The following is a 23,785-nucleotide window of genomic DNA, read 5'->3' as shown; positions in this document are numbered from 1 at the left end:
CCTTTGTGGTGAGCAGGCCCGCCCGGCTCACCACAATCTGCTACTCCAGCGGCATCACCGTCACCCGCACTTCCGGGTCATGGCTCCCTCCTCCCAGAATCACCCCTCGCAACGGCGACACATCGGAAAAGTCCCGGCCCCAGGCCAGGGTGATGTGCTCCAGTGCCGGCTGCACATTATTCGTCGGATCGAAATCCACCCAGCCCGACACCGGGCAATACACCGAAACCCAGGCATGGGACGCATCGGCGCCGATCAGGCGTGGCTGACCAGGCGGCGGCTGGGTGAGCAGGTAGCCGCTGATGTAGCGCGCCGCCAGGCCACGCGAACGCAGGCAGGCGAGCATCAGGTGCGCGAAGTCCTGGCAGACACCGCGACGGCGCTCCAGCACTTCCACCAGCGGTGTGGCGACCTGGGTGGCTTCGGCATCGAACGTGAACTCACTGAAGATCTTCTCCATCAGCGCTCGCGCCCCCAACAATAATGGCGTACCTGGGGGGAAACAGCTTTCGGAGAACTCAACGAAGGTTTTCTTCAAGTGCACGTAAGGCGATTCAAAGCGATAGCGGCAGGCTTCGATCAGTTGTGCCGACATCGGCTGGCTGCTGTAGGTCAGGCTGTCACGGGTCTGGTCCCAGGCCGGCGACTGCTGAAAGTCCAGCGCCGGCCGCGCCAGCACCTCCACGGTCAGCCCTGCGTTCACCAGCAACTCGTCATGAGGCCGTTCAAACGCAAGACGGGTGATCGGGTTGCCGAACACGTCCAGCTCATCACGCCGCGAGGATGGCTGCGGGCTGATGTCCAGTTGCTGCAAGCTGCAGCGCTGCCAGGCACAGGGCCGAGGCCATAGATGTGCCAGTTGCTGGGCCAGGGACACCGGGCTGTCATAGTGGTAATGGGTATCATGGAAAATCTGGTAGCGCGCACTCATCACACCGACACCGTCTGTTGGCTGACATCATCCACATGGGCGAAGTGACGCAACGCCAGGCGATCCGACACCTGCCCACTCTCATCGGCCACCGCTTGCAGCAGGTCGGCCAGGCCGTCCAACGCGGCGCGTACACTGGACTCGCCGAACAGCGGGTTCTCCAGGCAGCCCAAGTCGAAACGCGTCAGGCGCTCCACCAACGGCCCAAGGCCGAGTTCTCGCGGCACCCCGAAGTCATCATTGAGGCGGCGCAGGGTCCGGCTCACCAATTTGAGCTGGAACAGCACGGCATGGGGGTTCTGCTCATCCAGCAGCAGCAAGTCGAGCACCGGGATCAACTGCGGTACCGCCAGGTAGCGAGAACGGTAGGTGATGCTGCTGTTACCCAGTTCCAACAACCACTCCAACCCCGCCTGATCGAAGACCGCCATGCCACGCAGGAACGCCGCGAGGCTGCCGCTGAGAAATTGCAGGCGTTCGATACGCCGCCCCATCATCAAGAAGCGCCAGCCTTCGTCGCGGGTCATATCGTCCAGGGCAAACCCGGACAGCGCCGCCAGCGACATCACCAGACGATTGAGGAAGTCCAGCAACTCGCCGAAATCCGGCACTTCGCTTTCCAACTCCAGGGCTTCGCGCTGCAGCTCCACCAGCGCCTGCCAGTTTTCCCGGGACAACTTACCGCGCACCTGGGACGCCGCCCATTGCAAACGCTGCAGATTGGCCCGCAGGCTCGACGGCCAGTCATCGCCGAGCAAGGCTGCCAACAGGCGCTCAGGTAACTCACCCTCCTCCGGCAGCAAGCGCAGGCTGTCACCCAGCTCGACCGCCGCCTGCAACGCCCGAGGGTCGTCGCCGTCGACATACCGCGCCAACACGATGCGCAGCCAGCGCGCGCTGTTATCACAGCGCTCGCAATAACGGCCAAACCAGAACAGGTTCTCCACCACCCGTGACGGCAGATAAGGGTCGCGGCGCACCAGGTCATGCACGCCGATTGCCCGTTGCGCACGCCAATGCTCGCCACCCGCGGCACGTTCGCCGAGCACCCAGGTGTCTTTACTGGCGCCACCGCGTTGCATCGACACCACTTCGGCATCCGCCTCGGCCGCTACGCGGGTCAGCCCGCCAGGCAGCACACGATAGCCTTCATCACTCGCCACGGCGTACACACGCATGCCAATGGCACGATGTTGCAGATGGTCATCCACGGTATGCCACACCGGTGCCTGGGACAGTTGCGCCAGCTCCTGGGCGACATAGGCGTAGGGACGCGCACGCATGCGTTCGGCCAGGGCCTCGCGTTGTTCGTCGTTCAAGTCGCGACCGAATACCGGGGTGAAACTTTGCGAAGGAAACGCCGGTTTGATCAGCAGCTCCGGAAGTTTTTCCAAGGCTTTTGCAAGCACCGGCCCCTCACCGCACCACCAGGTGGCGATGGACGGCAGGATCAGTTCCTCGCCAAACAGGAACTCGTTGATCTTCGGCAGGAAACCGAGCAGACCCGGGGATTCCAACACACCGCTGCCCAAGGCATTGGCCACCAGCACGTTGCCCTGGCGCACGGCATCCAGCAGGCCGGGCACGCCGAGAGCCGAGTCGGTGCGCAACTCCAGCGGGTCGCAGAAGTCGTCATCCAGCCGGCGCATGATCGCGTGCACCCGACGCAGGCCACTCAGGGTTTTGAGGAAGACCGTGCTGTCGCGCACGGTCAGGTCGCCACCCTCCACCAGCGGGTAACCCAATTGGCGTGCGAGGTAGAGGTGTTCGAAATAACTTTCGTTGAATCGCCCAGGGGTGAGTAGCACGACCAGCGGCGGTTGGTCATCGCCAGGCGCCTGTCGAGCCAAGGTTTCCTGCAGGGTGCGGAAGAAACCGGTGAGGTGCTGCACTTGCAGATCGCGGTACAAGTCGGGGAAGGCACGGGACACGATGGTGCGGTTTTCCAACGCGTAACCCGCCCCCGACGGCGCCTGGGTCCGGTCGGCGGTGACCCACCAGCGCCCATCCGGTGTGCGCGCCAGGTCCACGGCATACAGGTGCAGAAAAGCGCCCTCCGGCGGCTGGATACCCTGGCACGGCCATAGGAAGTTGTTATGCCCGAACACCAGCTCGGCCGGCAGCAGGCCCTCCTTGATCAAGCGTTGCGGGCCGTAGAGGTCGGCCAGCACGGCATTGAGCAAGCGCGCACGCTGGGCGATTCCCGCAGCAAGGTGCTGCCATTCATCGGCAGCCAGCACATGGGGCAGCAAATCCAGTTCCCACGGGCGGTCGGCGCCCTTGGGGTCGGCATAGACGTTGTAGGTCACGCCGTTTTCCTGGATCTGCCGGGTCAACAGCGCCTGACGCTGGGCCAGTTGCGCGGGCGTACTGCGTTGCAAGTGGTCGAGCAGGCGCTGCCAATGGGCGCGCACCGTGCCGCTGTCGTCCAGCAGTTCGTGATAAGTGCCCGCAGTCAGCGGGTAACGGTCGAGCAAATCGGACATGGAACGCTCGGCAGGGCAAGGAAGGTCAAAGTCACCGCAGTCTAATGTGGACAAGCACTGTGTGGCGAGGGAGCTTGCTCCCGCTGGGCTGCGTAGCGGTCCCAGAGATCCAGGGAGCGCTTCGCACTCCAGCGGGAGCAAGCTCCCTCGCCACGGAAGCGTGTTCTCATCGTTGATCGGCGTCAGTCATTTTTATGGGGGAAGCGTCTCAGGTCCAAGGTCATGGGCAACTCGTCGTTAATCACCAGAGAAGGTACAGGGAGCTTTCCGGGACTATGCCCCAAACGGAAAAACCGCGCCATGCGCCGGCTCTCGGCTTCATTGGCATTCACCGGCAAGCTGTCGTAATTACGCCCGCCCGGATGGGCCACGTGATACTGGCAACCGCCCAGGGAGCGCTGCATCCAGGTGTCGAGCACGTCGAACACCAGCGGTGCATGCACCGGGATCGTCGGTTGCAGGCAGTTGGCCGGTTGCCAGGCGCGGTAGCGCACGCCGGCGACAAACTCACCCACCCGCCCGGTGGCTTGCAGCGGCACCGGGATGCCGTTGCAGGTCAGCAGGTAGCGTTGCGGCGGCAGCCCGTTGAGCTTCACTTGCAGACGTTCCAAAGACGAATCCACGTAGCGCACCGTGCCGCCCACCGCGCCCTCTTCACCCAGCACGTGCCAGGGTTCGAGGGCCTGGCGCAGTTCCAGCTCGATGCCACCGACCGCGTAGTCGCCGACTTTGGGGAAACGAAACTCCAGGTGCGCCGCAAACCATTCGGCACGCAGCGGATAACCGGCGGCATTCAGCTCGACGATCACATCGGCAAAGTCCTGCTCGATAAAGTGCGGCAGCAGGAAACGGTCGTGCAGCTCAGTGCCCCAACGCGCCAGCTTCGGCGGCGCATAGGGTTCGCGCCAGAAACGTGCGACCAGTGCACGCAACAGCAATTGCTGGGTCAGGCTCATGCGCGCATGGGGCGGCATTTCAAAGGCACGCAGTTCCAGCAGGCCCAGCCGGCCAGTGGCACCGTCGGGCGAATAGAGCTTGTCGATGCAGAATTCCGCGCGATGGGTGTTACCCGTCACGTCGATCAGCAGGTTGCGCAGCAGGCGATCGACCAACCACGGCGGGCACTCTTCGCCCGGCGCAGGCATTTGCGCAAAAGCGATCTCCAGCTCATAGAGAGCATCGTTACGCGCCTCGTCCACCCGCGGCGCCTGGGAGGTCGGGCCGATAAACAGCCCGGAAAACAGGTAGGACAGCGACGGATGGTTGTGCCAGTAGCTGATCAGGCTGCGCAGCAGATCAGGCCGGCGCAGGAACGGTGAATCCTTGGGCGTCGCGCCCCCCAACACAAAGTGATTACCGCCCCCGGTACCAGTATGGCGCCCGTCGATCATGAACTTTTCGGTGGTCAGGCGGGTTTGCCGCGCTTCTTCGTAGAGGAATTCGGTGCGCTCCACCAACTCGTCCCAGGTGGCGGACGGTTGCACGTTGACCTCGATCACACCCGGGTCCGGCGTGATACGAAAGTTGCTCAGGCGCATGTCAAACGGTGGCTCGTAGCCTTCCAGCAGGACCGGGCAATGCAGCTCTTCGGCGGTGGTTTCGATGACGGCCACCAGCGCCAGGTAATCCTCGACGCGTTCCAGCGGCGGCATGAACAGATACAGGCGCCCTCCCCGCGCTTCAGCACACAGTGCGGTGCGGGTCAGCCAATCGGCGGACTCATCCACGTTAGGCACGCGCTCGGCGCTGGGGGCGGGTTCGCCGAGACTCTGCAGCTGCCCATGGGACGGCAGCTCAGGTTGATCCTGATTCGGGTCAGTCGGATGCACGAACGGATACTCCGCCGCACTCACCCATGGCTGCGACGCCAATGGCAGGCGATAGCCGAGCGGCGAATCCCCCGGCACGAGCCGGCAGTGATTATCACGCAAGTACCAGCGCCCGCTCTGCCAACGATCATTGGCCGCCGTGCGCGCCAGCGGCAGCACGTGGCCGATGACTTTATCCAGGCCCTGGCCGAATACCTTGCGCAGGCGTTCGCGCTCCAGCTCGTCGCCCAGGCGCGAGTCCTGGGCGGTGACGTTTTGCGGCAGCGCGCCCTCGCGCCACAGGTAGTAGAAATTGTCCTCGAAGGCCGGGAACACGAAACGGGTGGGTAACTTGAGTCGCTCGGCGACGCTGGCCAGGAAGCGCCCGGCCATTGCGTCATCAGCGCCATAGTCCTCTTGCTCATCGGCGATCAGGGCAGTGTTGTGCCAGATCGGCACACCGTCGCGGCGCCAGTAGCAGTTGAGCGACCAGCGCGGCAATTGCTCGCCGGGGTACCACTTGCCCTGGCCGAAATGCACGAGGCCCTGCGGCGCGTAGTGCTTGCGCATGCGCTGGAACAGCTCGGCGGACAAGCGTCGCTTATCCGGCCCCAGGGCGGCGGTGTTCCACTCGGCACCGTCGGGGTCGTCGATGGAGACGAAAGTCGGTTCGCCGCCCATGGTCAGGCGCACGTCATCCTTGAGCAGGTCACTGTCGATCTGCCGGCCCAGAGCCTGGATCGCCAGCCACTGCTCTTCGGTGTAGGGCTTGGTCACCCGTGGCGCTTCCCAGATGCGCTCCACCGACATTTCATGGGTGAATTCGCACTCGCAGGGTTCCACCAACCCACTGATCGGCGCGGCAGAGGATGGATCGGGACTGCAAGCCAAAGGGATATGCCCCTCACCGGCAAACAGACCGGAAGTGGCATCCAGGCCGATCCATCCCGCACCGGGCAAATACACTTCGCACCAGGCATGCAGGTCGGTGAAGTCCACTTCGGTGCCGGACGGGCCGTCCAGGGCTTTGACGTCGGCAGTCAGCTGGATCAGGTAGCCGGACACAAATCGCGCCGCCAACCCGAGGTTGCGCAGCAATTGCACCAGCAGCCAGGCCGAGTCGCGGCATGAACCGGAGGCGTTTTCCAGGGTGAACTCCGGCGTCTGCACGCCGGGTTCCATACGGATCAGGTAAGCAATATCGGCAGCCAGGCGCTGATTGAGCCCTACCAGGAAGTCCACTGCCGGCAATGGCGTACGGTCGATGCCGGCCAGGTAGGCGGCAAACGTCGGCGTCAGCGGCAGGGTTTCCAGGTACGGCGCCAGTTCGCGCTGCTCATCGGCGGCGTAGGCGAACGGGATTTTTTCGGCGTAGGGCTCGAGGAAAAAGTCGAACGGGTTAAACACCGCCATTTCGGCGACCAGATCGACTTCGATACGCAGCTCGTCAGTTTTTTCCGGAAACACCAGGCGCGCCAGGTAATTGCCCTGGGGGTCCTGCTGCCAATTGATGAAATGCTGCTCGGGCAGCACTTTCAACGCATAGGACAATATCCGCGTGCGGCTGTGGGCTGCGGGGCGCAAACGTACGATCTGCGGGCCGAGTTCGACAGCCCGCTCGTAGCGGTAATGCGTAACGTGGTGCAACGCGACATGAATCGACACGGCGGCCTCCTGCGAGCCAGGGCATGGAAACAACGCGCGCAAGACTTATGCCAGAGCGGCAGCCATTGCGCTTTATCGTAAGACCCGGTGCAGTACAGCACCAAAACGGCGCCAGGGGTGGTGACGTGGTGCGAGGCTCGCACATATTTGTGGCATACGTGTGAGGGTGGGGTGGTGAATCTACCCAGTCAACGGTGTTTGTGTCGGGCAATCATGGCCTGGCGCAGGCGGCGGACTTCGATCAGTTTCTGACGCATTTCGCGGTGGCGTTTGCTGTTGAGCAGCAATAGCCCAAGCAATGGCAACAACAGACTCAAGGAATACATCACCCCGTTCGGTTGATCATTGAGGGTTGGCAATACACCCACAAAGCACACCCCCAAAAGCACCACCAACGGCCACGTCCATTGGGGACGCCCGCGTGCAATCATGAAATTGCAGTGAACAATCACTAGCGTGAGCGCGATACCCAGCAGGAAGGAGTACTTGGCGTTATCTGCCATGGACAAGCTTGGCATATAGCTGTCGAAGAACACCGGAACCGCAAGCACGAGGGTGAAAATGCAGGCAAATATCGCCCCCATGAAGACCGGAAAATACGTCGACAGAAAACTGCGAATGCTGGGCAGCTCGTTCATTCTTTGATCTCCTCATACAGCCCTACGGCGATCGTGCGCACGTTCCCTGACACCGCACTGCCGGTAAAACCGACGGTCGCGCCCACGGCATCCTTGATCGCCGTAACGGTTGCATGCCTGACCTCGGTAGGCGTGAACCGCTTGGGCAACTCACCCGACAACTGCTTCAACTTGAGCATCTTGGACGTCAGGCGTGGGTCGTTGATGCTCAGCAGTTCTTTGGTCAATTTGGCGCGTTCCTGTCGGTTCAGCCCCCTGAGTACCTCTCTCACACTTTTTCCGGTAGCGGCCTTATTCAGCCGCACCAGCTTGACCGTTGCCAACGCCGATGAACCCACCCCAACCAAAGACGCCGCATCCAGGGCAATCATGGTGTATTGGTACCACTCCTCACTGTCGAGCTGATCGTTGCGCGCGGGGTTGCGGATCTCATTGACCGTGCGATAGCCGCTGGCAAAACACTGCACTGAACTGGCTGCCGCGGCTGTGTAGCCGAGCGCCACGACCACCGAACTGGCCCCTGCCGAAAACGGGACCGCGACGGAGCCACTAAGCACCACAATCCAACCGATGACCGCGCCACCACACGACAGCGTGGTATTGACCGCTTCGTCCACTAATCGGGACTCACGTGGGTTGTCTTGCACCTGCTGGGCGAATTGCGTTGGCGCGATGTACTTCTGCGCCTCACGCAGGATCACACGCTTGGGTGCGATGCTGCAGATGGGCTGGAATTCGCGCAGGGTGACGACATTGAAGTCGGCATCGATATACACCACACCCGCCCCCACAATACCGGGGTCGGCGTCGATGGCGGCAAACAGGCGCGGCAGGTTCATCTGGCTTTCAATGCGCTGGCGCGCCATGAACTGCGAGCGGTTCGAGTCCGTGCCGATACCGGCCAGGGGGCTGCCCATGGGGTGTTCTTCCTTGAAATGGGTGGAGACTGAACTGGCGCTTTCGCGAGCAAGCCCGCAAAGGCGATTTAACGGCCGCCACCTTAACAAACAGGTTACCTACCCGCTAGAAAGCAAAACGCCAGCACTCGGCTGGCGTGTTGCGTTTCAGGCGGCGATCAACGCGGCACGACCGGCTTGCGGGCAGGCTTCTTGCCTTTGCCCTTGGCCGCATCGGTGCGTTCCTTGGCGGCCTGCTTGTTGCGCGCCTGGGCCGCGGCCTTGGCTTGCTCGCGCTTGTCCCACGGGTTGCTGCCGTCGCTGCCACGGGGTGGCAGGCCGGTGTGCTGGGTGAGGATCCGGGTGGTGGTTTCCTTGGCGACCTTGTGGCTGCCTGCCGGTGTCGAGTTCTTGCGACGGGCACTCTGGTAGCTGTCGGTGGACGGCTGGTGCAGCGGAATCAATTGGTCCTTGCCCGGCCCGATCAGGTCGGCACGGCCCATGCGGGTCAATGCCTCACGCAGCATCGGCCAGCCTTTAGGGTCGTGATAGCGCAGGAACGCCTTGTGCAGACGGCGCTGCTCCTCGCTCTTGACGATGGTCACCGCATCGCTCTTGTAGGTGACCTTGCGCAGCGGGTTCTTGCCCGAGTGGTACATCGCCGTGGCGGTGGCCATCGGCGACGGGTAGAACGCCTGCACCTGGTCGGCACGGAAGCCGTTGCCCTTGAGCCACAGGGCCAGGTTCATCATGTCTTCATCAGTGGTGCCGGGGTGAGCCGCGATGAAGTAAGGAATCAGGTACTGCTCCTTGCCCGCTTCCTTGGTGTACTTCTCGAACATGCGCTTGAACTTGTCATAGCTGCCGATGCCCGGCTTCATCATCTGGTTGAGCGGGCCTTCCTCGGTGTGTTCCGGAGCAATCTTGAGGTAGCCACCGACGTGGTGCGTGACCAACTCTTTCACATACTCCGGCGACTCCACGGCCAGGTCATAGCGCAGGCCGGAAGCGATCAGGATCTTCTTCACACCCGGCAATGCACGGGCGCTGCGATACAGCTGGATCAACGACGAGTGGTCGGTGTTCAGGTTCGGGCAGATGCCCGGGAACACGCACGATGGCTTGCGGCACGCAGATTCGATTTCCGGGCTCTTGCAGGCAATCCGGTACATGTTCGCGGTCGGGCCGCCGAGGTCGGAGATGACCCCGGTAAAACCCGGAACCTTGTCGCGGATCTCTTCGATCTCGCGAATGATCGACTCTTCGGAACGGTTCTGGATGATGCGACCTTCATGCTCGGTGATCGAGCAGAACGTGCAGCCGCCGAAGCAGCCCCGCATGATGTTCACCGAGAAACGGATCATGTCGTAGGCCGGGATTTTTTCCTTGCCATACGCCGGGTGCGGAATACGTGCGTAAGGCATGCCGAACACGTAATCCATTTCTTCGGTGGTCATCGGTATGGGCGGCGGGTTGAACCACACGTCCACTTCACCGTGCTTCTGCACCAGGGCGCGGGCGTTGCCCGGGTTGGTTTCCAGGTGCAGCACGCGGTTGGCATGGGCGTAGAGCACGGCGTCATTGCGTACCTTTTCCACCGAGGGCAGGCGGATCACGGTCTTGTCGCGGGTCATCTTCGGGCTGGCCAGGATCTGCACGACCTTGGCTTCCGACGGATCTTCAACGGGCCCCTTTTCCTGCTCGATGGCGCAGGCCTGGGTGTCCTGGGTATTCACGTACGGGTTGATGATCTTGTCGATCTTGCCCGGACGATCGATACGCGTGGAGTCCACTTCGTACCAGCCGGCAGGCGTGTCACGGCGTATGAACGCGGTGCCGCGCACATCGGTGATGTCTTCGATCTTGTGCCCCCACGACAGGCGCTGGGCAACCTCGACGATGGCCCGCTCGGCGTTGCCGTACAGCAGGATGTCGGCGCTGGCGTCGATCAGGATCGAGTTGCGCACCCGGTCCTGCCAATAGTCGTAGTGGGCGATCCGGCGCAGGGAGGCTTCAATGCCGCCGAGCACGATCGGCACGTGCTTGTAGGCTTCCTTGCAACGCTGGCTGTACACCAGGCTCGCGCGGTCCGGGCGCTTGCCGGCCATGCCGCCGGGGGTGTAGGCGTCGTCGGAGCGGATTTTCTTGTCGGCGGTGTAGCGGTTGATCATCGAGTCCATGTTGCCGGCCGCGACGCCGAAGAACAGGTTCGGCTCGCCGAGCTTCATGAAGTCGTCTTTGGACTGCCAGTTCGGCTGGGCAATGATCCCGACGCGAAAGCCCTGGGACTCCAGCAGCCGGCCGATGATCGCCATGCCGAACGACGGATGGTCAACGTAGGCATCACCGGTGACGATGATGATGTCGCAGGAATCCCAGCCAAGCTGATCCATCTCCTCCCTGCTCATCGGCAGGAACGGCGCTGGACCGAAACACTCGGCCCAGTACTTGGGATAGTCAAATAACGGCTTGGCTGTTTGCATGACGATGACCGGTGTTGAGATGAAAAAACTGAGATGAGAAATCGCGGGCGCGGAATATAGCACAAATTTTGACCAATTCCGACGATAACGGTCGGAATTGAGCAGAGGGCTTACTCGTCGTCGTCGAAGTTGTAACTACCCGGCGCCAGATTCTCGAAACGCGTGTACTTGCCGATGAAGGCCAACCGGATGAAACCGATGGGGCCGTTCCGCTGCTTGCCGATAATGATTTCGGCGATGCCTTTGTGTTCGGTCTCGGGGTGATACACCTCATCGCGATACACGAACATGATTACGTCGGCGTCCTGCTCGATCGCTCCGGATTCCCGCAAGTCGGAGTTCACCGGACGCTTGTTGGGGCGTTGCTCCAGGGAGCGGTTGAGCTGGGACAGCGCCACTACCGGGCAGTTGAATTCCTTGGCCAGGGCTTTCAAGGATCGGGAGATTTCGGAAATCTCGTTGGTACGGTTGTCGCCGCTGGAGCCCGGGATCTGCATCAACTGCAGGTAGTCGATCATGATCAGCGCGATGTCACCGTGCTCACGCACCAGGCGGCGGGTACGCGCGCGCATTTCCGACGGGCTGATGCCGGCGGTGTCATCGATGAACAGCTTGCGGTCGTTGAGCAGGTTGACCGCCGAGGTCAGGCGCGGCCAGTCATCGTCTTCCAGTTGGCCGGAACGCACCTTGGTCTGGTCGATGCGCCCCAGTGACGAGAGCATACGCATGATCAGCGATTCGCCAGGCATCTCGAGGGAGTACACCAATACCGTCTTGTCACTGCGCAATACGGCGTTTTCCACCAGGTTCATCGCGAAGGTGGTCTTACCCATCGACGGACGGCCGGCGACGATGATCAAGTCGGCCGGTTGCAGGCCGCTGGTTTTCTCGTCGAGGTCGGTGTAGCCGGTGGAAATACCGGTAATGGCGGCATCGGTGTTGAACAGGGTGTCGATGCGGTCGATGGCCTTGGTCAACAGCTCGTTGACGCCTACCGGCCCGCCGGTTTTGGGCCGCGCTTCAGCGATCTGGAAGATCTGGCGCTCGGCCTCATCAAGAATTTCTTCGGCCGTGCGCCCTTCGGGGTTGAAGGCGCTGTCGGCGATTTCGGTGCTGATACCGATCAACTGACGCAGAGTGGCCCGTTGGCGAACGATCTGGGCATAGGCCTTGATGTTGGCGACGGACGGCGTATTTTTCGCAAGCTCTCCCAGGTAACCGAGACCGCCGACCTGGGAGGTCTGGCCTTCCTTGTCGAGTTGCTCGGCCAGGGTCACCACGTCGATCGGCGAGTTCTGGTCGGCCAGCTTGGCGATGGCGCGGAAAATCAGGCGGTGGTCATGCCGATAGAAATCGCCGTCCGAAACCTGATCCAGCACGCGTTCCCAGGCGTTGTTGTCCAGCATCAAGCCACCGAGCACGGCCTGTTCGGCCTCGATGGAATGCGGCGGCACCTTCAGGGCAGCGGTTTGCAGATCGTATTGCTCGGGAGCTGAAATATCGTTCATGGCCACTTGGAATTGGGGGTGTGTAGAAAAACAAAAGGCACGACCTGTAAACAGGATCGTGCCCGATGTTAACCGTCTGGCACACGAGGTGCCAGCCAGTTAGGTGCGACTTAAGCTGCTACCACGACAACGCGTACGGTGGCTTCAACTTCAGCGTGCAGGTGCACGGCTACGTCGAATTCGCCTACGTTGCGGATGGTGCCGTTCGGCAGACGAACTTCGCTCTTCTGCACTTCAACGCCCGAGGCGGTCAGTGCATCAGCGATGTCGTGGGTGCCGATCGAACCGAACAGCTTGCCTTCGTCACCAGCGGTGGCAGTGATAGTCACTTCCAGCTCAGCCAGTTGGGCAGCGCGGGTTTCAGCCGAAGCTTTTTTGTCTGCTGCTGCTTTTTCCAGCTCAGCACGACGCTCTTCAAACGCAGCCAGGTTGGCAGCGGTTGCAGCAGTGGCTTTGCCGTATGGCAGCAGGTAGTTACGACCGTAGCCGGCCTTAACGTTCACTTTGTCGCCCAGGTTGCCCAGGTTGGCGACTTTTTCCAGAAGGATCAGTTGCATGTGAAAATCCTCTAACTTTTAACCTTCACCGTTCGCGCTATCGGCGTCTTTCGGCGCCAGACGACCGCGAAAATCAATCAGGCCGTCGACAATGGCCAAAACCACGAGTAACGGATAGATCAGCTGCATGAACAGCAACAACGTGACGTACAACCCCACCAGCCAAAACTTGGCCAGGCGCTTTCGCGCAACCAGCCCATGGATCAAGGCCAGTCCGGCAAACACCAGCGGTACGCTGCAAATCGGCGCAAGCAAGGCCATCTGAGGACCGAAGTTCGGCCCGACAACCATGCACGCCAGCAGCAACATCGCCGGCCCGGCCGGGATTCTGATACTGCGGAATTCGCGACCAAAACCACCCGGGTTGTACAACAACGCCTGCCAGTAACGCCCAAGAATCAGGCTCATCACGCTGACAACCTGCAACAGTGCCGCAATCAGGCCGGTCAGGACCGGAGCAATCAGTGACACAAACCGCGCTCGCTCATCTACCGACAATTGCTGGTAGATATCCCCGAGGGCCAGCGGCAGGATCTTGACGATCTCTTGCGCCAGCGCCTCGATCTGCGGGCGGAAAGCCGCGCCAAGCATCACCGAGTACACCAAACCCAATGCCACGCTGACCAGCAGCGTACGGACCCAGGACTCGCTTGCGCGTAAAACCAACGCAAGGCTCGATGACCCCAGCAGTACCAGAAGTACCCGTGGATCACCGAATTGCAGCCACCAGATCAAGGCCGGCAACAATCCCAAGGCAAGAACGCCAACGGCGTCCTTCAAACCGCGCCGCAGGAGCACAAGGCAACCCGCAGCAGCACCCAACCAATAAAACAACGGCAATGCCGCACAGCCAGCCACTACCAGAGTGGCCTGCACACGGCCGCGCATGATGAACTCAGCTAAGGCGCGCATGCATTCAATCCCTTACTACTTGTCGACTGCCCGGTCTCAGCGGCCGTGGCTGTCGGTGTAGGCCAGCAGGGCCAGGAAGCGGGCGCGCTTGATAGCGGTGGCCAGCTGACGCTGATAACGAGCTTTGGTACCGGTGATACGGCTTGGAACGATTTTGCCGGTCTCGGATACGTAGGCTTTCAGAGTGTTGAGATCTTTGTAATCGATCTCTTTCACGTCTTCAGCGGTGAAGCGGCAGAATTTACGACGACGGAAGAAACGTGCCATTTGATAGGCTCCTTAAAAGGTCCGTGGATTACTCGTCAGCGTTATCGCTGTTGTCGCTGTCATCACTATCAGCGCTATCAGCGCCTTCGTGCTCAGGACGGTCGCGACGCTCACGGCGCTCACTGCGGTTTTCTTCAGCCTTGAGCATCTCGGATTGGCCGGTAACGGCTTCTTCGCGACGGATGACCAGGTTACGGATCACTGCATCGTTGTAGCGGAAGTTGTCTTCCAGCTCGGCCAGGGCCTTGCCAGTGCACTCAACGTTCAGCATCACGTAGTGAGCCTTGTGAACATTGTTGATTGCGTAGGCCAGTTGACGACGGCCCCAATCTTCCAGACGGTGGATTTTGCCGCCGTCTTCTTCGATCAGCTTGGTGTAACGCTCAACCATGCCGCCGACTTGCTCGCTTTGATCCGGGTGGACCAAAAAGATGATTTCGTAATGACGCATGAATGCTCCTTACGGGTTGTAGCCTGCCGCTCAAAAACGGTCAGACAAGGAGTGAATGACACTTATGGATCTTGCCGCAGAGAGGCACATCGGTGCCTGCCAGGAAGGCAAGGGGCGCAATAGTAGAGGAGCAGGGGGGAAGCTGCAAGCTGCACGCTACAAGTGGTAATGCCACCGAGCGTTCAAACTTGCAGCTTAGAGCTGGAAACTCAGCGCTTTCGCGTAGCGGACCGCTGACGCTGCGCTTCGAACAGGCACACGCCGGTGGCGACCGACACGTTGAGGCTGCTGACGCTACCAGCCATCGGCAGGTGCACCAGGTAATCGCAGTGCTCACGGGTGAGGCGGCGCATGCCCTTGCCTTCGGCGCCCATGATCAGGATAGTCGGGCCGGTGAGGTCCTGGTCATAAATGCTGACCTCAGCCTCCCCTGCCGTACCCACAACCCACAGGCCACGCTGCTGGAGTTTCTCCAGGGTACGCGCCAGGTTGGTCACGGCCACCAGCGGAATCACTTCGGCCGCGCCACAGGCGACTTTACGCACCACCGGCGTCAGGGTCGCCGACTTGTCTTTAGGCACGATCACCGCCAGCGCACCGGCGGCATCCGCCGAGCGCAGGCAAGCACCGAGGTTGTGCGGGTCGGTCACGCCGTCCAGCACCAGCAGCAGTGGTGCGCCTTCAGTACGGTCGAGCAGCTCATCAAGCATCGCTTCGCCCCAGACCTGGCTCGGACTGACGTCCGCAACCACACCCTGGTGAACGCCTTCCACCCACGCATCCATTTCACGACGTTCGGCCTGGCCGATGGCGACGCGGTTTTCGTTGGCCAGTTCGACCAGCGCTTGCACACGCGGCTCGCTGCGGCCTTCTGCCAGCCATACCTGCTTGACGCGCTTGGGATGGTGACGCAGCAGTGCTTCTACGGCGTGCACGCCGTAGATTTTTTCCAGACTCATGACTTGGCCTTAGGTTTGCGCGACCCGCCGCTTTTCGCGGGGGCCGAACCCGCTTTAGGCGGGCCTTTACGGTGTTTACTCGGTTTGCTTGACGGATTTTCCGCCGCGCGGGACTTTCCCCCAGACGCCGCTTTACCACCATTTTTGGCTTCGTTGAGCAACTGCTGCTTCAACTCACGGCTCTTGCGCAGCTCAGCGTTTTTCGCAGCGGCATCGCTTGGGCGGTAGGCTTCGGCGGCCTTGTCCTTGGTGGACGAACGACGACCGGCCCTGGCCGGCTCAGGCTCTGCTGCTTTTGCAGGAGCGCTTTTGCCCTTGGAGGCTGGCGTAGCGGTTTCGCTGCCACGCTTTTTATGGTTGCCCGGTGATTCGGCGGGTTTGTCGGACATGCCGAAGTCGATCTTGCGCTCGTCGAGGTCGACGCGCATGACCTGCACTTCCACGGTGTCGCCCAAACGGAAGCTGCGACCGGTGCGCTCGCCTGCCAGGCGGTGATGCACCGGATCGAAGTGATAGTAGTCACCCGGCAAGGCGGTTACGTGCACCAGACCCTCGACGTAGATGTCGGTCAACTCGACGAACAAACCAAAACCGGTCACGGCCGTGATCACGCCTGGGAACGACTCGCCTACGCGATCCTTCATGAACTCGCACTTGAGCCAGTTCACCACGTCGCGGGTCGCTTCGTCGGCACGGCGCTCGCTCATGGAGCACTGCTCGCCCAACTGTTCCAGGGCCGCTTCGTCGTACGGATAGATCCGCGCCTTCGGAATGGTCATGCCACCAGCGCGTTTGACGTGCGGGGTGTTCTGCTTGGAGTGGATCACGCTGCGGATCGCCCGGTGCGTCAACAAGTCCGGGTAACGGCGAATCGGCGAGGTGAAGTGGGTGTACGCCTCGTAATTCAGGCCGAAGTGCCCCTGGTTGTCGGCGCTGTACACCGCCTGGCTCAGGGAGCGCAGCATGACAGTCTGGATCACATGGTAATCCGGACGATCCTTGATGCTGGCCAGCAGAGCCTGGTAATCCTTCGGCGTCGGGCCATCCTTGCCTTTGTGCAGGGACAGGCCGAGCTCGCCGAGGAACGCGCGCAGTTTTTCCAAACGCTCAGGTGGCGGACCATCGTGCACACGATACAACGCAGGGATTTCGTGCTTCTTCAGGAACTCAGCGGTGGCCACGTTGGCCGCCAGCATGCATTCCTCGATCAGCTTGTGCGCATCGTTACGGGTGGTCGGGGTGATCGCGGCGATCTTGCGCTCGGAACCGAAGACAATCCGGGTTTCCTGGGTTTCAAAATCGATCGCGCCACGTGTATGACGTGCGCCCAACAATACCTTGTACAGCGCATACAGCTGCTTGAGGTGCGGCACAACACCTGCGTATTCGGTACGCAGAGCCTTGGCTTCGCTGGTCTTCGGCGCTTCCAGGATGGTGCTGACCTTGTTGTAGGTCAGGCGCGCCTGGGAATGGATCACCGCTTCGTAGAACTGGTAATCGGTCATTTCGCCGGTTTTCGAGATGGTCATCTCGCACACCATGGCCAAACGGTCGACTTTCGGATTCAGCGAGCACAGGCCGTTGGACAACTCCTCGGGCAGCATCGGAATCACGCGCTCAGGGAAGTACACCGAGTTACCGCGCACCTGGGCTTCGTTGTCCAGGGCAGAGCCGATCTTCACGTAGCTGGAAACGTCGGCAATCGCCACATACAACTTCCAGCCGCCGGAAAACAGGCGCAACTTGCCAGGCTTGGCTTCGCAGTAGACCGCATCGTCAAAGTCGCGGGCATCTTCACCGTCGATAGTGACGAACGGCAGGTGGCGCAGGTCGATGCGCTTCTCTTTGTCCTTCTCTTCGACTTCCGGCTTGAGCTTGCGGGCTTCTTTCACGACGGCTTCAGGCCAGACGTGAGGAATATCGTAGGTGCGCAGCGCGACATCGATTTCCATGCCCGGCGCCATGTAGTTGCCGACCACTTCAATGACATCACCTTGCGGCTGGAAGCGCGGGGTTGGCCAGTGGGTGATTTTCACCTCGACGAACTGACCGACCTTGGCATTGGCATTACGGCCCGGAGTGATCAGCACTTCCTGCTGGACCTTGGGGTTATCCGGCACCACAAAGCCGATACCGCCTTCTTCGAAGTAACGCCCCACGATGGTCTCGTGACCACGGGACACCACTTCTACGATCACGCCCTCACGACGACCGCGACGGTCCAGGCCGGATACGCGGGCCAGGGCACGGTCGCCATCGAACACCAGGCGCATTTGCGCCGGGCTCATGAACAGATCGTCGCTGCCGTCATCCGGGATCAGAAAGCCGAAACCGTCACGGTGACCGGCGATACGACCGAGGATCAGGTCGAGCTTGTCCACAGGCGCGTAAGTACCACGGCGGGTGTAGATCAGTTGTGCGTCGCGCTCCATGGCGCGCAGGCGGCGGCGCAGGGCTTCGAGTTGGTCTTCGGTGGTCAGACCGAATTCTTCAACCAATTGTTCGCGGCTAGCAGGCGAACCCCGATCGGCGAGATGCGCCAGGATCAGTTCGCGGCTAGGAATTGGGTTTTCGTATTTTTCCGCTTCACGAGCGGCCTCGGGATCGAGGGATTGCCAATCGGCCATTAGAGAGTTTTCACCTTGTCTATATGCGGGTTAGTTTGGCATACGCGTATTGAAACGGGAAATTTCAGGCGCCAACAAGTGTTTAAAAGTCTTTTGCAGCCCCCTGACAGGGACCTTGCACCACCATTGACGAAATTTTCCAGTTTTTTTCATAGTAGGGGTTTACAGCTCAAAAATCGCTCCGTATAGTGCGCGCCATCGACGACGGCAACGTTGTTGATGCTGCCCAGGTGGTGAAATTGGTAGACACGCCAGCTTCAGGTGCTGGTGATCGCAAGGTCGTGGAAGTTCGAGTCTTCTCCTGGGCACCAATTTCAAACTCAAGGTTCAACCTCGAGTCTCCCAAAAACCCGCGAAAGCGGGTTTTTGCGTTTCAGGCCTTTGATTTTCAACGAAAATATTGATTTATATTTTTGTTATCAGGGGTTTACAGATCAAAAAGCCCTCCGTATAGTTCGCTCCATCAACAGCGCAAGCGTTGTTGATAATGCCCAGGTGGTGAAATTGGTAGACACGCCAGCTTCAGGTGCTGGTGACCTTACGGTCGTGGAAGTTCGAGTCTTCTCCTGGGCACCAAATTCAGATCAAACCCGCGAAAGCGGGTTTTTTCGTTTCTGACGTTCGAAAACCTTCCCTGCAACTCCCTCCCCCGCACTTCTTGAAGACAAGCCTAAGGGTGTAATGCCAGTCAGTTAAGAAAGAGAAAGGCCAAAAAGTAACCTGTGGCGAGGGAGCTTGCTCCCGTTGGACTGCGCAGCAGTCCCATGCTTTGTAAACAAAGAGCGTGGTCGATTCGCAGCTTAACGGGAGCAAGCTCCCTCGCCACAAATACAGCCTTCACTCTTAACTGACTGGCGTTAGCCCGGGGGTGACGCTTGCACTGACATTCGCGTCAACAGTGCACTACGCGCTCCTGTTGACGCCACGTCGGGACTGCCAGCATCCCTGCTGACAAACCCCTAGGCCCGGAACTGCCCCAGGCTCGCCTTCAACTGCGCCGCCAACCCGTCCAGCACCTTGCCGCTGGCGGTGGTCTCTACCACTGCCTGCGCGGCACGTTCCGCCTGTGCATGGATCACCTCGACACGACCACGTACCGCATGGGCACCCTGGGCCTGATGCTCGGCTGCGCGTGTCGCCAAACCGATCGCCGCATGCACCTGTTCAACCGACGCCTGCACGGTTTGCTGCAAACGCACGCTGTCGCGCAACACCAACAGCCCTTCGCTGGCCTGGCGCCCGGCTTTGCCGATGGTTTCCACCGCCTCACGCGCGCCCTGCTGCAACGCCACGATATGGGCCTGGATGTCACCGGTTGAGCTTTGGGTTTTGCTGGCCAGGGCCCGCACCTCATCCGCCACGACCGCAAAGCCGCGCCCGGTCTCACCGGCACGCGCCGCCTCGATTGCAGCGTTGAGGGCCAACAAATTGGTTTGCTCGGCGATCCCGTGGATGACCGTCAGCACCACTTCGATCTGCTCGCTTTGTTGCGCCAACCGCTCGATCACCTGGGAGCCGGCCTGCACTTGCCCGGCCAAGGCTTCGATCAAGCTGCCGACTTGCGCCGAAGTCCGCGAGTTCTCATCCGTGGCCTGACGGATATCCACCACCTGCTGCAACGCCGCCTGCATTGCATGGCTTTCAGCCTGGGCCTCATCCGCCATCTGCGAAAGCGCGCGCAAGCTCTCGGCCACTTCGTCACGTTGCAAACCAGCCGCCGCATCAGCACCGGCATTGCGAAGGGTCATGGCTCCGATCTCCACGCCGGTTCGCTGAGCCACATCGCCCGCCTCGCGTACGATCGGTTGCAACTTATCCACAAAGCGATTGACCGCCGAGGCCATGGCGCCGATTTCGTCCTGGCTGTTGATCTGCACACGCTTGGTCAGGTCGCCCTCACCCGCCGCCAGATCATCCATGGCGGCAATCAGCAGCTTCAGGCGGTTGACCACACGACGCCCCAACACGATAGCGACCAACAGCAGTACGCCGAAACCGACAATGGCGAGCCCCATACCGATGCGCCAGCGCAGAGTGCCAGCAGCCTCCTGTACAGCACTGGCGGTATTGGCCGCCATCTGAGTGGCGGTGACCTGCGCCGACTGCAGGCGTGCGCCCATTGCGCTCGCACTGTCGGCAGCTGCACCCTTGAGGCTGTCACCCACCAGTTGATCACTGCTGGCAATGAGCAAAGCAAAGCGTTTATCCAGAGCAGCCAGGTCAGTCTCTACTGACGCAGTCGAAACCCCCATGATGACCTTGCCGATTTCCACACCGTTAGGGCTGATGGACGCCTCGACGTAGTACACCGACGGATCGTTCTTGGCAGCATTCAATACCTTGTCCAGGGCACGGTCACCCTGACCCTTTTCCAGCAGGGCCTGGTTGATCGGGTTTTCCCGATTCAGGTAGCGCGTCAAGTGCTCCCCCGCCGCATCGTCATACACCACGAACAGCACATTGGGATTACGCTGGGCACGTCGGGCGAACTCCGACAGGGTCGGCACGTCACTGTCCCACATGGCGCGAGGCGCCACCGAAGCGAGCAGTTGCGCCATGTCATTGGCAGAGTCCTTCAAGTCTTTTTCCAAAGCCGCGCGCAGCTGCTTCTGCTCTTCCTGCAAGCGCGAAGATAAACCGGTAGTGAGACGCTGGCGCGTACTCGAAGACAGGCTGTCCAGGCTCGACGTGACCTCTTTACCGGCTTGCGCCAGCTCACCCGACAATTTCTGACTGTCGACCCCCAGCCGATTGCCCAAATCAGCCTCAAGCGCAGTGACGGTGCTCCGCGTCAGAGCGACAGCCACCAACACCTGCACCAAAAGAGCGATACCAAGGGTAACGAACACCGGCCGCAACAGACGGCTTTGTAACAATGAAAGAACGGCAGACATCGGGAATCCCTCCACCTGGGTGCCATTAATCCGATAGCACCGCGAAGGAAAGAACCGAAGCAAGGCCCGTGCCGTTTGCCAGACAAAAACGACAAAGGGCTCCCGAAGGAGCCCTTTGCTTTTTACATCAACAGCTTATTAAGCGAACGGGTGACGCAGAACGATTGTCTCGTTGCGGTCCGGGCCCGTCGAAATAATGTCGATCGGTGCGCCAATCAGCTCTTCCACACGCTTGATATAAGCACGGGCGTTGGCTGGCAGCTCTTCCAGGGTTTTGGCACCCACGGTCGATTCGGTCCAGCCCGGTACTTCTTCGTACACTGGCTGCAGGCCCACGTAGCTGTCGGCGTCAGTCGGAGCAACATCCTTGCCCTGCGCATCTTTGTAGCCAACGCAGATATTGATGGTTTCCAGACCATCGAGTACGTCCAGCTTGGTCAGGCAGATGCCCGAGATGCTGTTCACGTCGATAGCGCGACGCAGGATAACGGCATCGAACCAGCCGCAACGACGAGCACGCCCGGTGGTCGCACCGAACTCGTGACCCTGTTTGGCCAGGTGCGCACCGACTTCGTCGAACAGCTCAGTCGGGAACGGGCCAGAACCGACACGCGTGGTGTAGGCCTTGGTAATGCCCAGGATGTAGTCCAGGAACATTGGACCCACGCCCGAACCTGTCGCAACGCCACCTGCGGTGGTGTTGGAGCTGGTCACATAAGGATAGGTACCGTGGTCGATGTCCAGCAACGAACCCTGGGCGCCTTCGAACATGATGTCTTTGCCGGCGCGGCGCAGGTCGTGCAGCTCAGCAGTCACGTCCAGCATCAACGGCTTGAGCAGCTCAGCGTATTCCTTGCATTCAGCCAGGGTTTTGTCGAACTCGATCGCCGGCTCTTTGTAATAACCCACCAGCATGAAGTTGTGGTAATCCACCAACTCACGCAGCTTGTCTTCAAAGCGCGGCATGTTGAGCAGGTCGCCCACGCGCAGGCCGCGACGCGCAACTTTGTCTTCGTAAGCCGGGCCGATGCCACGACCGGTGGTACCGATCTTCAGCTCGCCACGGGCTTTTTCACGAGCCTGGTCCAGCGCAACGTGGAAGGACAGGATCAGCGGGCAGGAAGGGCTGATACGCAGGCGCTCGCGCACCGGTACGCCTTTCTCTTCCAGCTTGGTGATCTCACGCAGCAAGGCGTCAGGTGCAACTACCACGCCGTTGCCAATCAGGCACTGCACGCCTTCGCGCAGCACGCCAGACGGGATCAGGTGCAAGACGGTTTTTTCGCCGTCGATGACCAGCGTGTGGCCGGCGTTGTGGCCACCTTGGTAGCGCACTACGGCGGCAGCATGTTCGGTCAGCAGATCAACGATCTTGCCTTTGCCCTCATCACCCCATTGGGTGCCCAGGACTACGACATTCTTACCCATAACACTTGTCCTCATTCGCGCAAACTTGGTGCCGGCGATGGCCGGCAGGAAAACTCAAGAAGCCAGTGGCGATACTTGCCAAAGCCCGTTCTGCAGAATCAATTGCCGGTCACAGTCCGCTTCACGGGCGGCGGCCAATGGCTGCCCAGGCAATGCCTGGACGACACGCTGACCCTCGCTGCGCAACTGGCAAACCTGCTGCCAGAGTGCTGCGTCCGTACTGTCAGGCATCCAGATGCCACCAGACGGCAGCTCGACCTCAGCACGCCCCAGGGTCACCAGGGTTTTCAAATCGGTGGAAAAGCCAGTGGCCGGACGCGCTCGACCGAAGTCGGCGCCAATATCATCGTAACGGCCACCCTGGGCGATGGCCTGGCCAACACCCGGTACAAATACAGCGAACACCACACCGGTGTGGTAGTGGTAGCCGCGCAACTCGCCCAAATCAAAGTACAGCGGCAGCTCCGGGAAACGCGCCGACAACTGCTCGGCAATCGCCAGCACGTCATTCAGTGCCGCGAGTACCGGCGCCGGCGCATTGGCCAGACGCTCACGCGCAGCCACCAGCACTTCACGACCACCGCACAGGTTCACCAGCGCACGCAGCATGTCGGCCAGATCGGCAGGCACGCCAGCAGTCAGGGCGACGACCTCATCGATGGCCTTGCGTTGCAGGGCATCGAATAACTGTTGTTCCACTTCACCGGACAAACCGGCCGCACGGGCCAGGCCGCGGTAGATACCGACATGACCCAGGTCCATGTGCACATCCGGCACATCCGCCAGTTGCAGCATCGCCAGCATCAAGCTGATTACTTCGACGTCGCTGCTCGGGCTGGCATCGCCGTACAACTCGGCACCCAACTGGATCGGGCTACGGGAAGACGACAAGGCACGAGGCTGCGCATGCAGCACACTGCCGGCGTAACACAGACGGCTCGGACCTTCGCGACGCAGGGTGTGCGCATCGATACGCGCCACTTGCGGCGTGATGTCCGCACGGAAGCCCATCTGCCGGCCTGATTGTGGATCGATGACCTTGAAGGTGCGCAAATCCAGATCCTGGCCCGCGCCGGTCAGCAGGGATTCCAGGTACTCGATATGGGGGGTAACGACAAACTCGTAACCCCAGCTCTGGAACAGATCCAACACCTGGCGACGCGCTACTTCAATGCGCGCAGCTTCCGGTGGCAGTACTTCTTCGATGCCATCTGGCAGCAGCCAGCGGTCTACCGTTGCCATTACGCCATTCCCCTATGATCCGGGCGGCCAGCC

General features: G+C 60.8%; 16 protein-coding genes and 2 tRNA genes. 2 read left to right on the top strand and 16 right to left on the bottom strand.

What is annotated here, in order from left to right; genetic code table 11:
• Nucleotides 1–40: 40 nt before the first annotated feature.
• The 13 genes from M5B97_RS18480 to rnr all read right to left on the bottom strand — a co-directional run bounded on the left by M5B97_RS18480 (nt 41) and on the right by rnr (nt 18,188).
• Entirely contained in the window at nt 41–931 is an 891-nt protein-coding gene (locus M5B97_RS18480) for a transglutaminase family protein (protein WP_123716104.1), read from the bottom strand.
• Complete coding sequence (locus tag M5B97_RS18475; protein WP_248732262.1) at nt 931–3,417, bottom strand: circularly permuted type 2 ATP-grasp protein; 2,487 nt, start codon at nt 3,415–3,417, stop codon at nt 931–933. The genes M5B97_RS18480 and M5B97_RS18475 overlap by 1 nt, the downstream gene beginning before the upstream one ends.
• A 182-nt stretch (nt 3,418–3,599) precedes the next feature.
• Nucleotides 3,600–6,890 (bottom strand): transglutaminase family protein, encoded by a 3,291-nt coding sequence (locus M5B97_RS18470; protein ID WP_248732261.1) that lies wholly within the window; start codon nt 6,888–6,890, stop codon nt 3,600–3,602.
• 188 nt (nt 6,891–7,078) lie between these two features.
• On the bottom strand, nt 7,079–7,528 hold the full coding sequence (locus M5B97_RS18465; RefSeq protein ID WP_134660999.1) for a hypothetical protein: 450 nt from the start codon (nt 7,526–7,528) through the stop codon (nt 7,079–7,081).
• On the bottom strand, nt 7,525–8,445 hold the full coding sequence (locus tag M5B97_RS18460) for an NAD synthetase (protein ID WP_248732260.1): 921 nt from the start codon (nt 8,443–8,445) through the stop codon (nt 7,525–7,527). The genes M5B97_RS18465 and M5B97_RS18460 overlap by 4 nt, the downstream gene beginning before the upstream one ends.
• A 158-nt stretch (nt 8,446–8,603) precedes the next feature.
• Entirely contained in the window at nt 8,604–10,907 is a 2,304-nt protein-coding gene (locus tag M5B97_RS18455) for a YgiQ family radical SAM protein (protein WP_123716109.1), read from the bottom strand.
• A 110-nt stretch (nt 10,908–11,017) separates the two neighbouring features.
• Complete coding sequence (gene dnaB / locus M5B97_RS18450) at nt 11,018–12,415, bottom strand: replicative DNA helicase (protein ID WP_034095616.1); 1,398 nt, start codon at nt 12,413–12,415, stop codon at nt 11,018–11,020.
• A 110-nt stretch (nt 12,416–12,525) separates the two neighbouring features.
• On the bottom strand, nt 12,526–12,972 hold the full coding sequence (gene rplI, locus M5B97_RS18445; RefSeq protein WP_003171376.1) for a 50S ribosomal protein L9: 447 nt from the start codon (nt 12,970–12,972) through the stop codon (nt 12,526–12,528).
• Between the two features lie 18 nt (nt 12,973–12,990).
• Complete coding sequence (locus tag M5B97_RS18440) at nt 12,991–13,884, bottom strand: hypothetical protein (RefSeq protein ID WP_123716110.1); 894 nt, start codon at nt 13,882–13,884, stop codon at nt 12,991–12,993.
• A 36-nt stretch (nt 13,885–13,920) separates the two neighbouring features.
• Entirely contained in the window at nt 13,921–14,151 is a 231-nt protein-coding gene (gene rpsR, locus M5B97_RS18435) for a 30S ribosomal protein S18 (RefSeq protein WP_002551829.1), read from the bottom strand.
• A gap of 28 nt (nt 14,152–14,179) precedes the next feature.
• Nucleotides 14,180–14,602, bottom strand: coding sequence for a 30S ribosomal protein S6 (gene rpsF / locus M5B97_RS18430; protein WP_003236224.1), 423 nt, complete (start codon nt 14,600–14,602; stop codon nt 14,180–14,182).
• A gap of 209 nt (nt 14,603–14,811) precedes the next feature.
• On the bottom strand, nt 14,812–15,561 hold the full coding sequence (rlmB, locus tag M5B97_RS18425; RefSeq protein WP_248732259.1) for a 23S rRNA (guanosine(2251)-2'-O)-methyltransferase RlmB: 750 nt from the start codon (nt 15,559–15,561) through the stop codon (nt 14,812–14,814).
• Nucleotides 15,558–18,188 carry a ribonuclease R gene (gene rnr / locus M5B97_RS18420; RefSeq protein WP_248732258.1) on the bottom strand — a complete coding sequence of 877 codons (2,631 nt, stop codon included), beginning with the start codon at nt 18,186–18,188 and terminating at the stop codon, nt 15,558–15,560. Before rnr ends, rlmB begins: the two co-directional genes overlap by 4 nt.
• Nucleotides 18,189–18,412: 224 nt before the next feature.
• On the opposite strand from rnr, the gene M5B97_RS18415 reads away from it, so the two are divergent.
• Nucleotides 18,413–18,499: transfer RNA gene (locus M5B97_RS18415), tRNA-Leu, on the top strand.
• A 178-nt stretch (nt 18,500–18,677) separates the two neighbouring features.
• Nucleotides 18,678–18,764, top strand: a tRNA-Leu gene (locus M5B97_RS18410).
• Nucleotides 18,765–19,147: 383 nt separating this feature from the next.
• On the opposite strand, the gene M5B97_RS18405 is transcribed toward M5B97_RS18410, so the two are convergent.
• From M5B97_RS18405 to M5B97_RS18395, 3 genes are all read right to left on the bottom strand, one after another.
• On the bottom strand, nt 19,148–21,082 hold the full coding sequence (locus M5B97_RS18405) for a methyl-accepting chemotaxis protein (RefSeq protein ID WP_248732257.1): 1,935 nt from the start codon (nt 21,080–21,082) through the stop codon (nt 19,148–19,150).
• 138 nt (nt 21,083–21,220) lie between these two features.
• A complete protein-coding gene (locus tag M5B97_RS18400; RefSeq protein ID WP_248732256.1) occupies nt 21,221–22,510 on the bottom strand; it encodes an adenylosuccinate synthase in 1,290 nt (429 codons plus the stop codon).
• 54 nt (nt 22,511–22,564) lie between these two features.
• Nucleotides 22,565–23,752 (bottom strand): ATP phosphoribosyltransferase regulatory subunit, encoded by a 1,188-nt coding sequence (locus M5B97_RS18395; protein WP_123716113.1) that lies wholly within the window; start codon nt 23,750–23,752, stop codon nt 22,565–22,567.
• Nucleotides 23,753–23,785: the final 33 nt, after the last annotated feature.

The organism is Pseudomonas sp. MWU13-2517, from assembly GCF_023242545.1.
GTDB lineage: Bacteria > Pseudomonadota > Gammaproteobacteria > Pseudomonadales > Pseudomonadaceae > Aquipseudomonas.
Note: the sequence above shows the minus strand (reverse complement) of the source record. Positions and strands in the feature narration are given on the sequence as shown.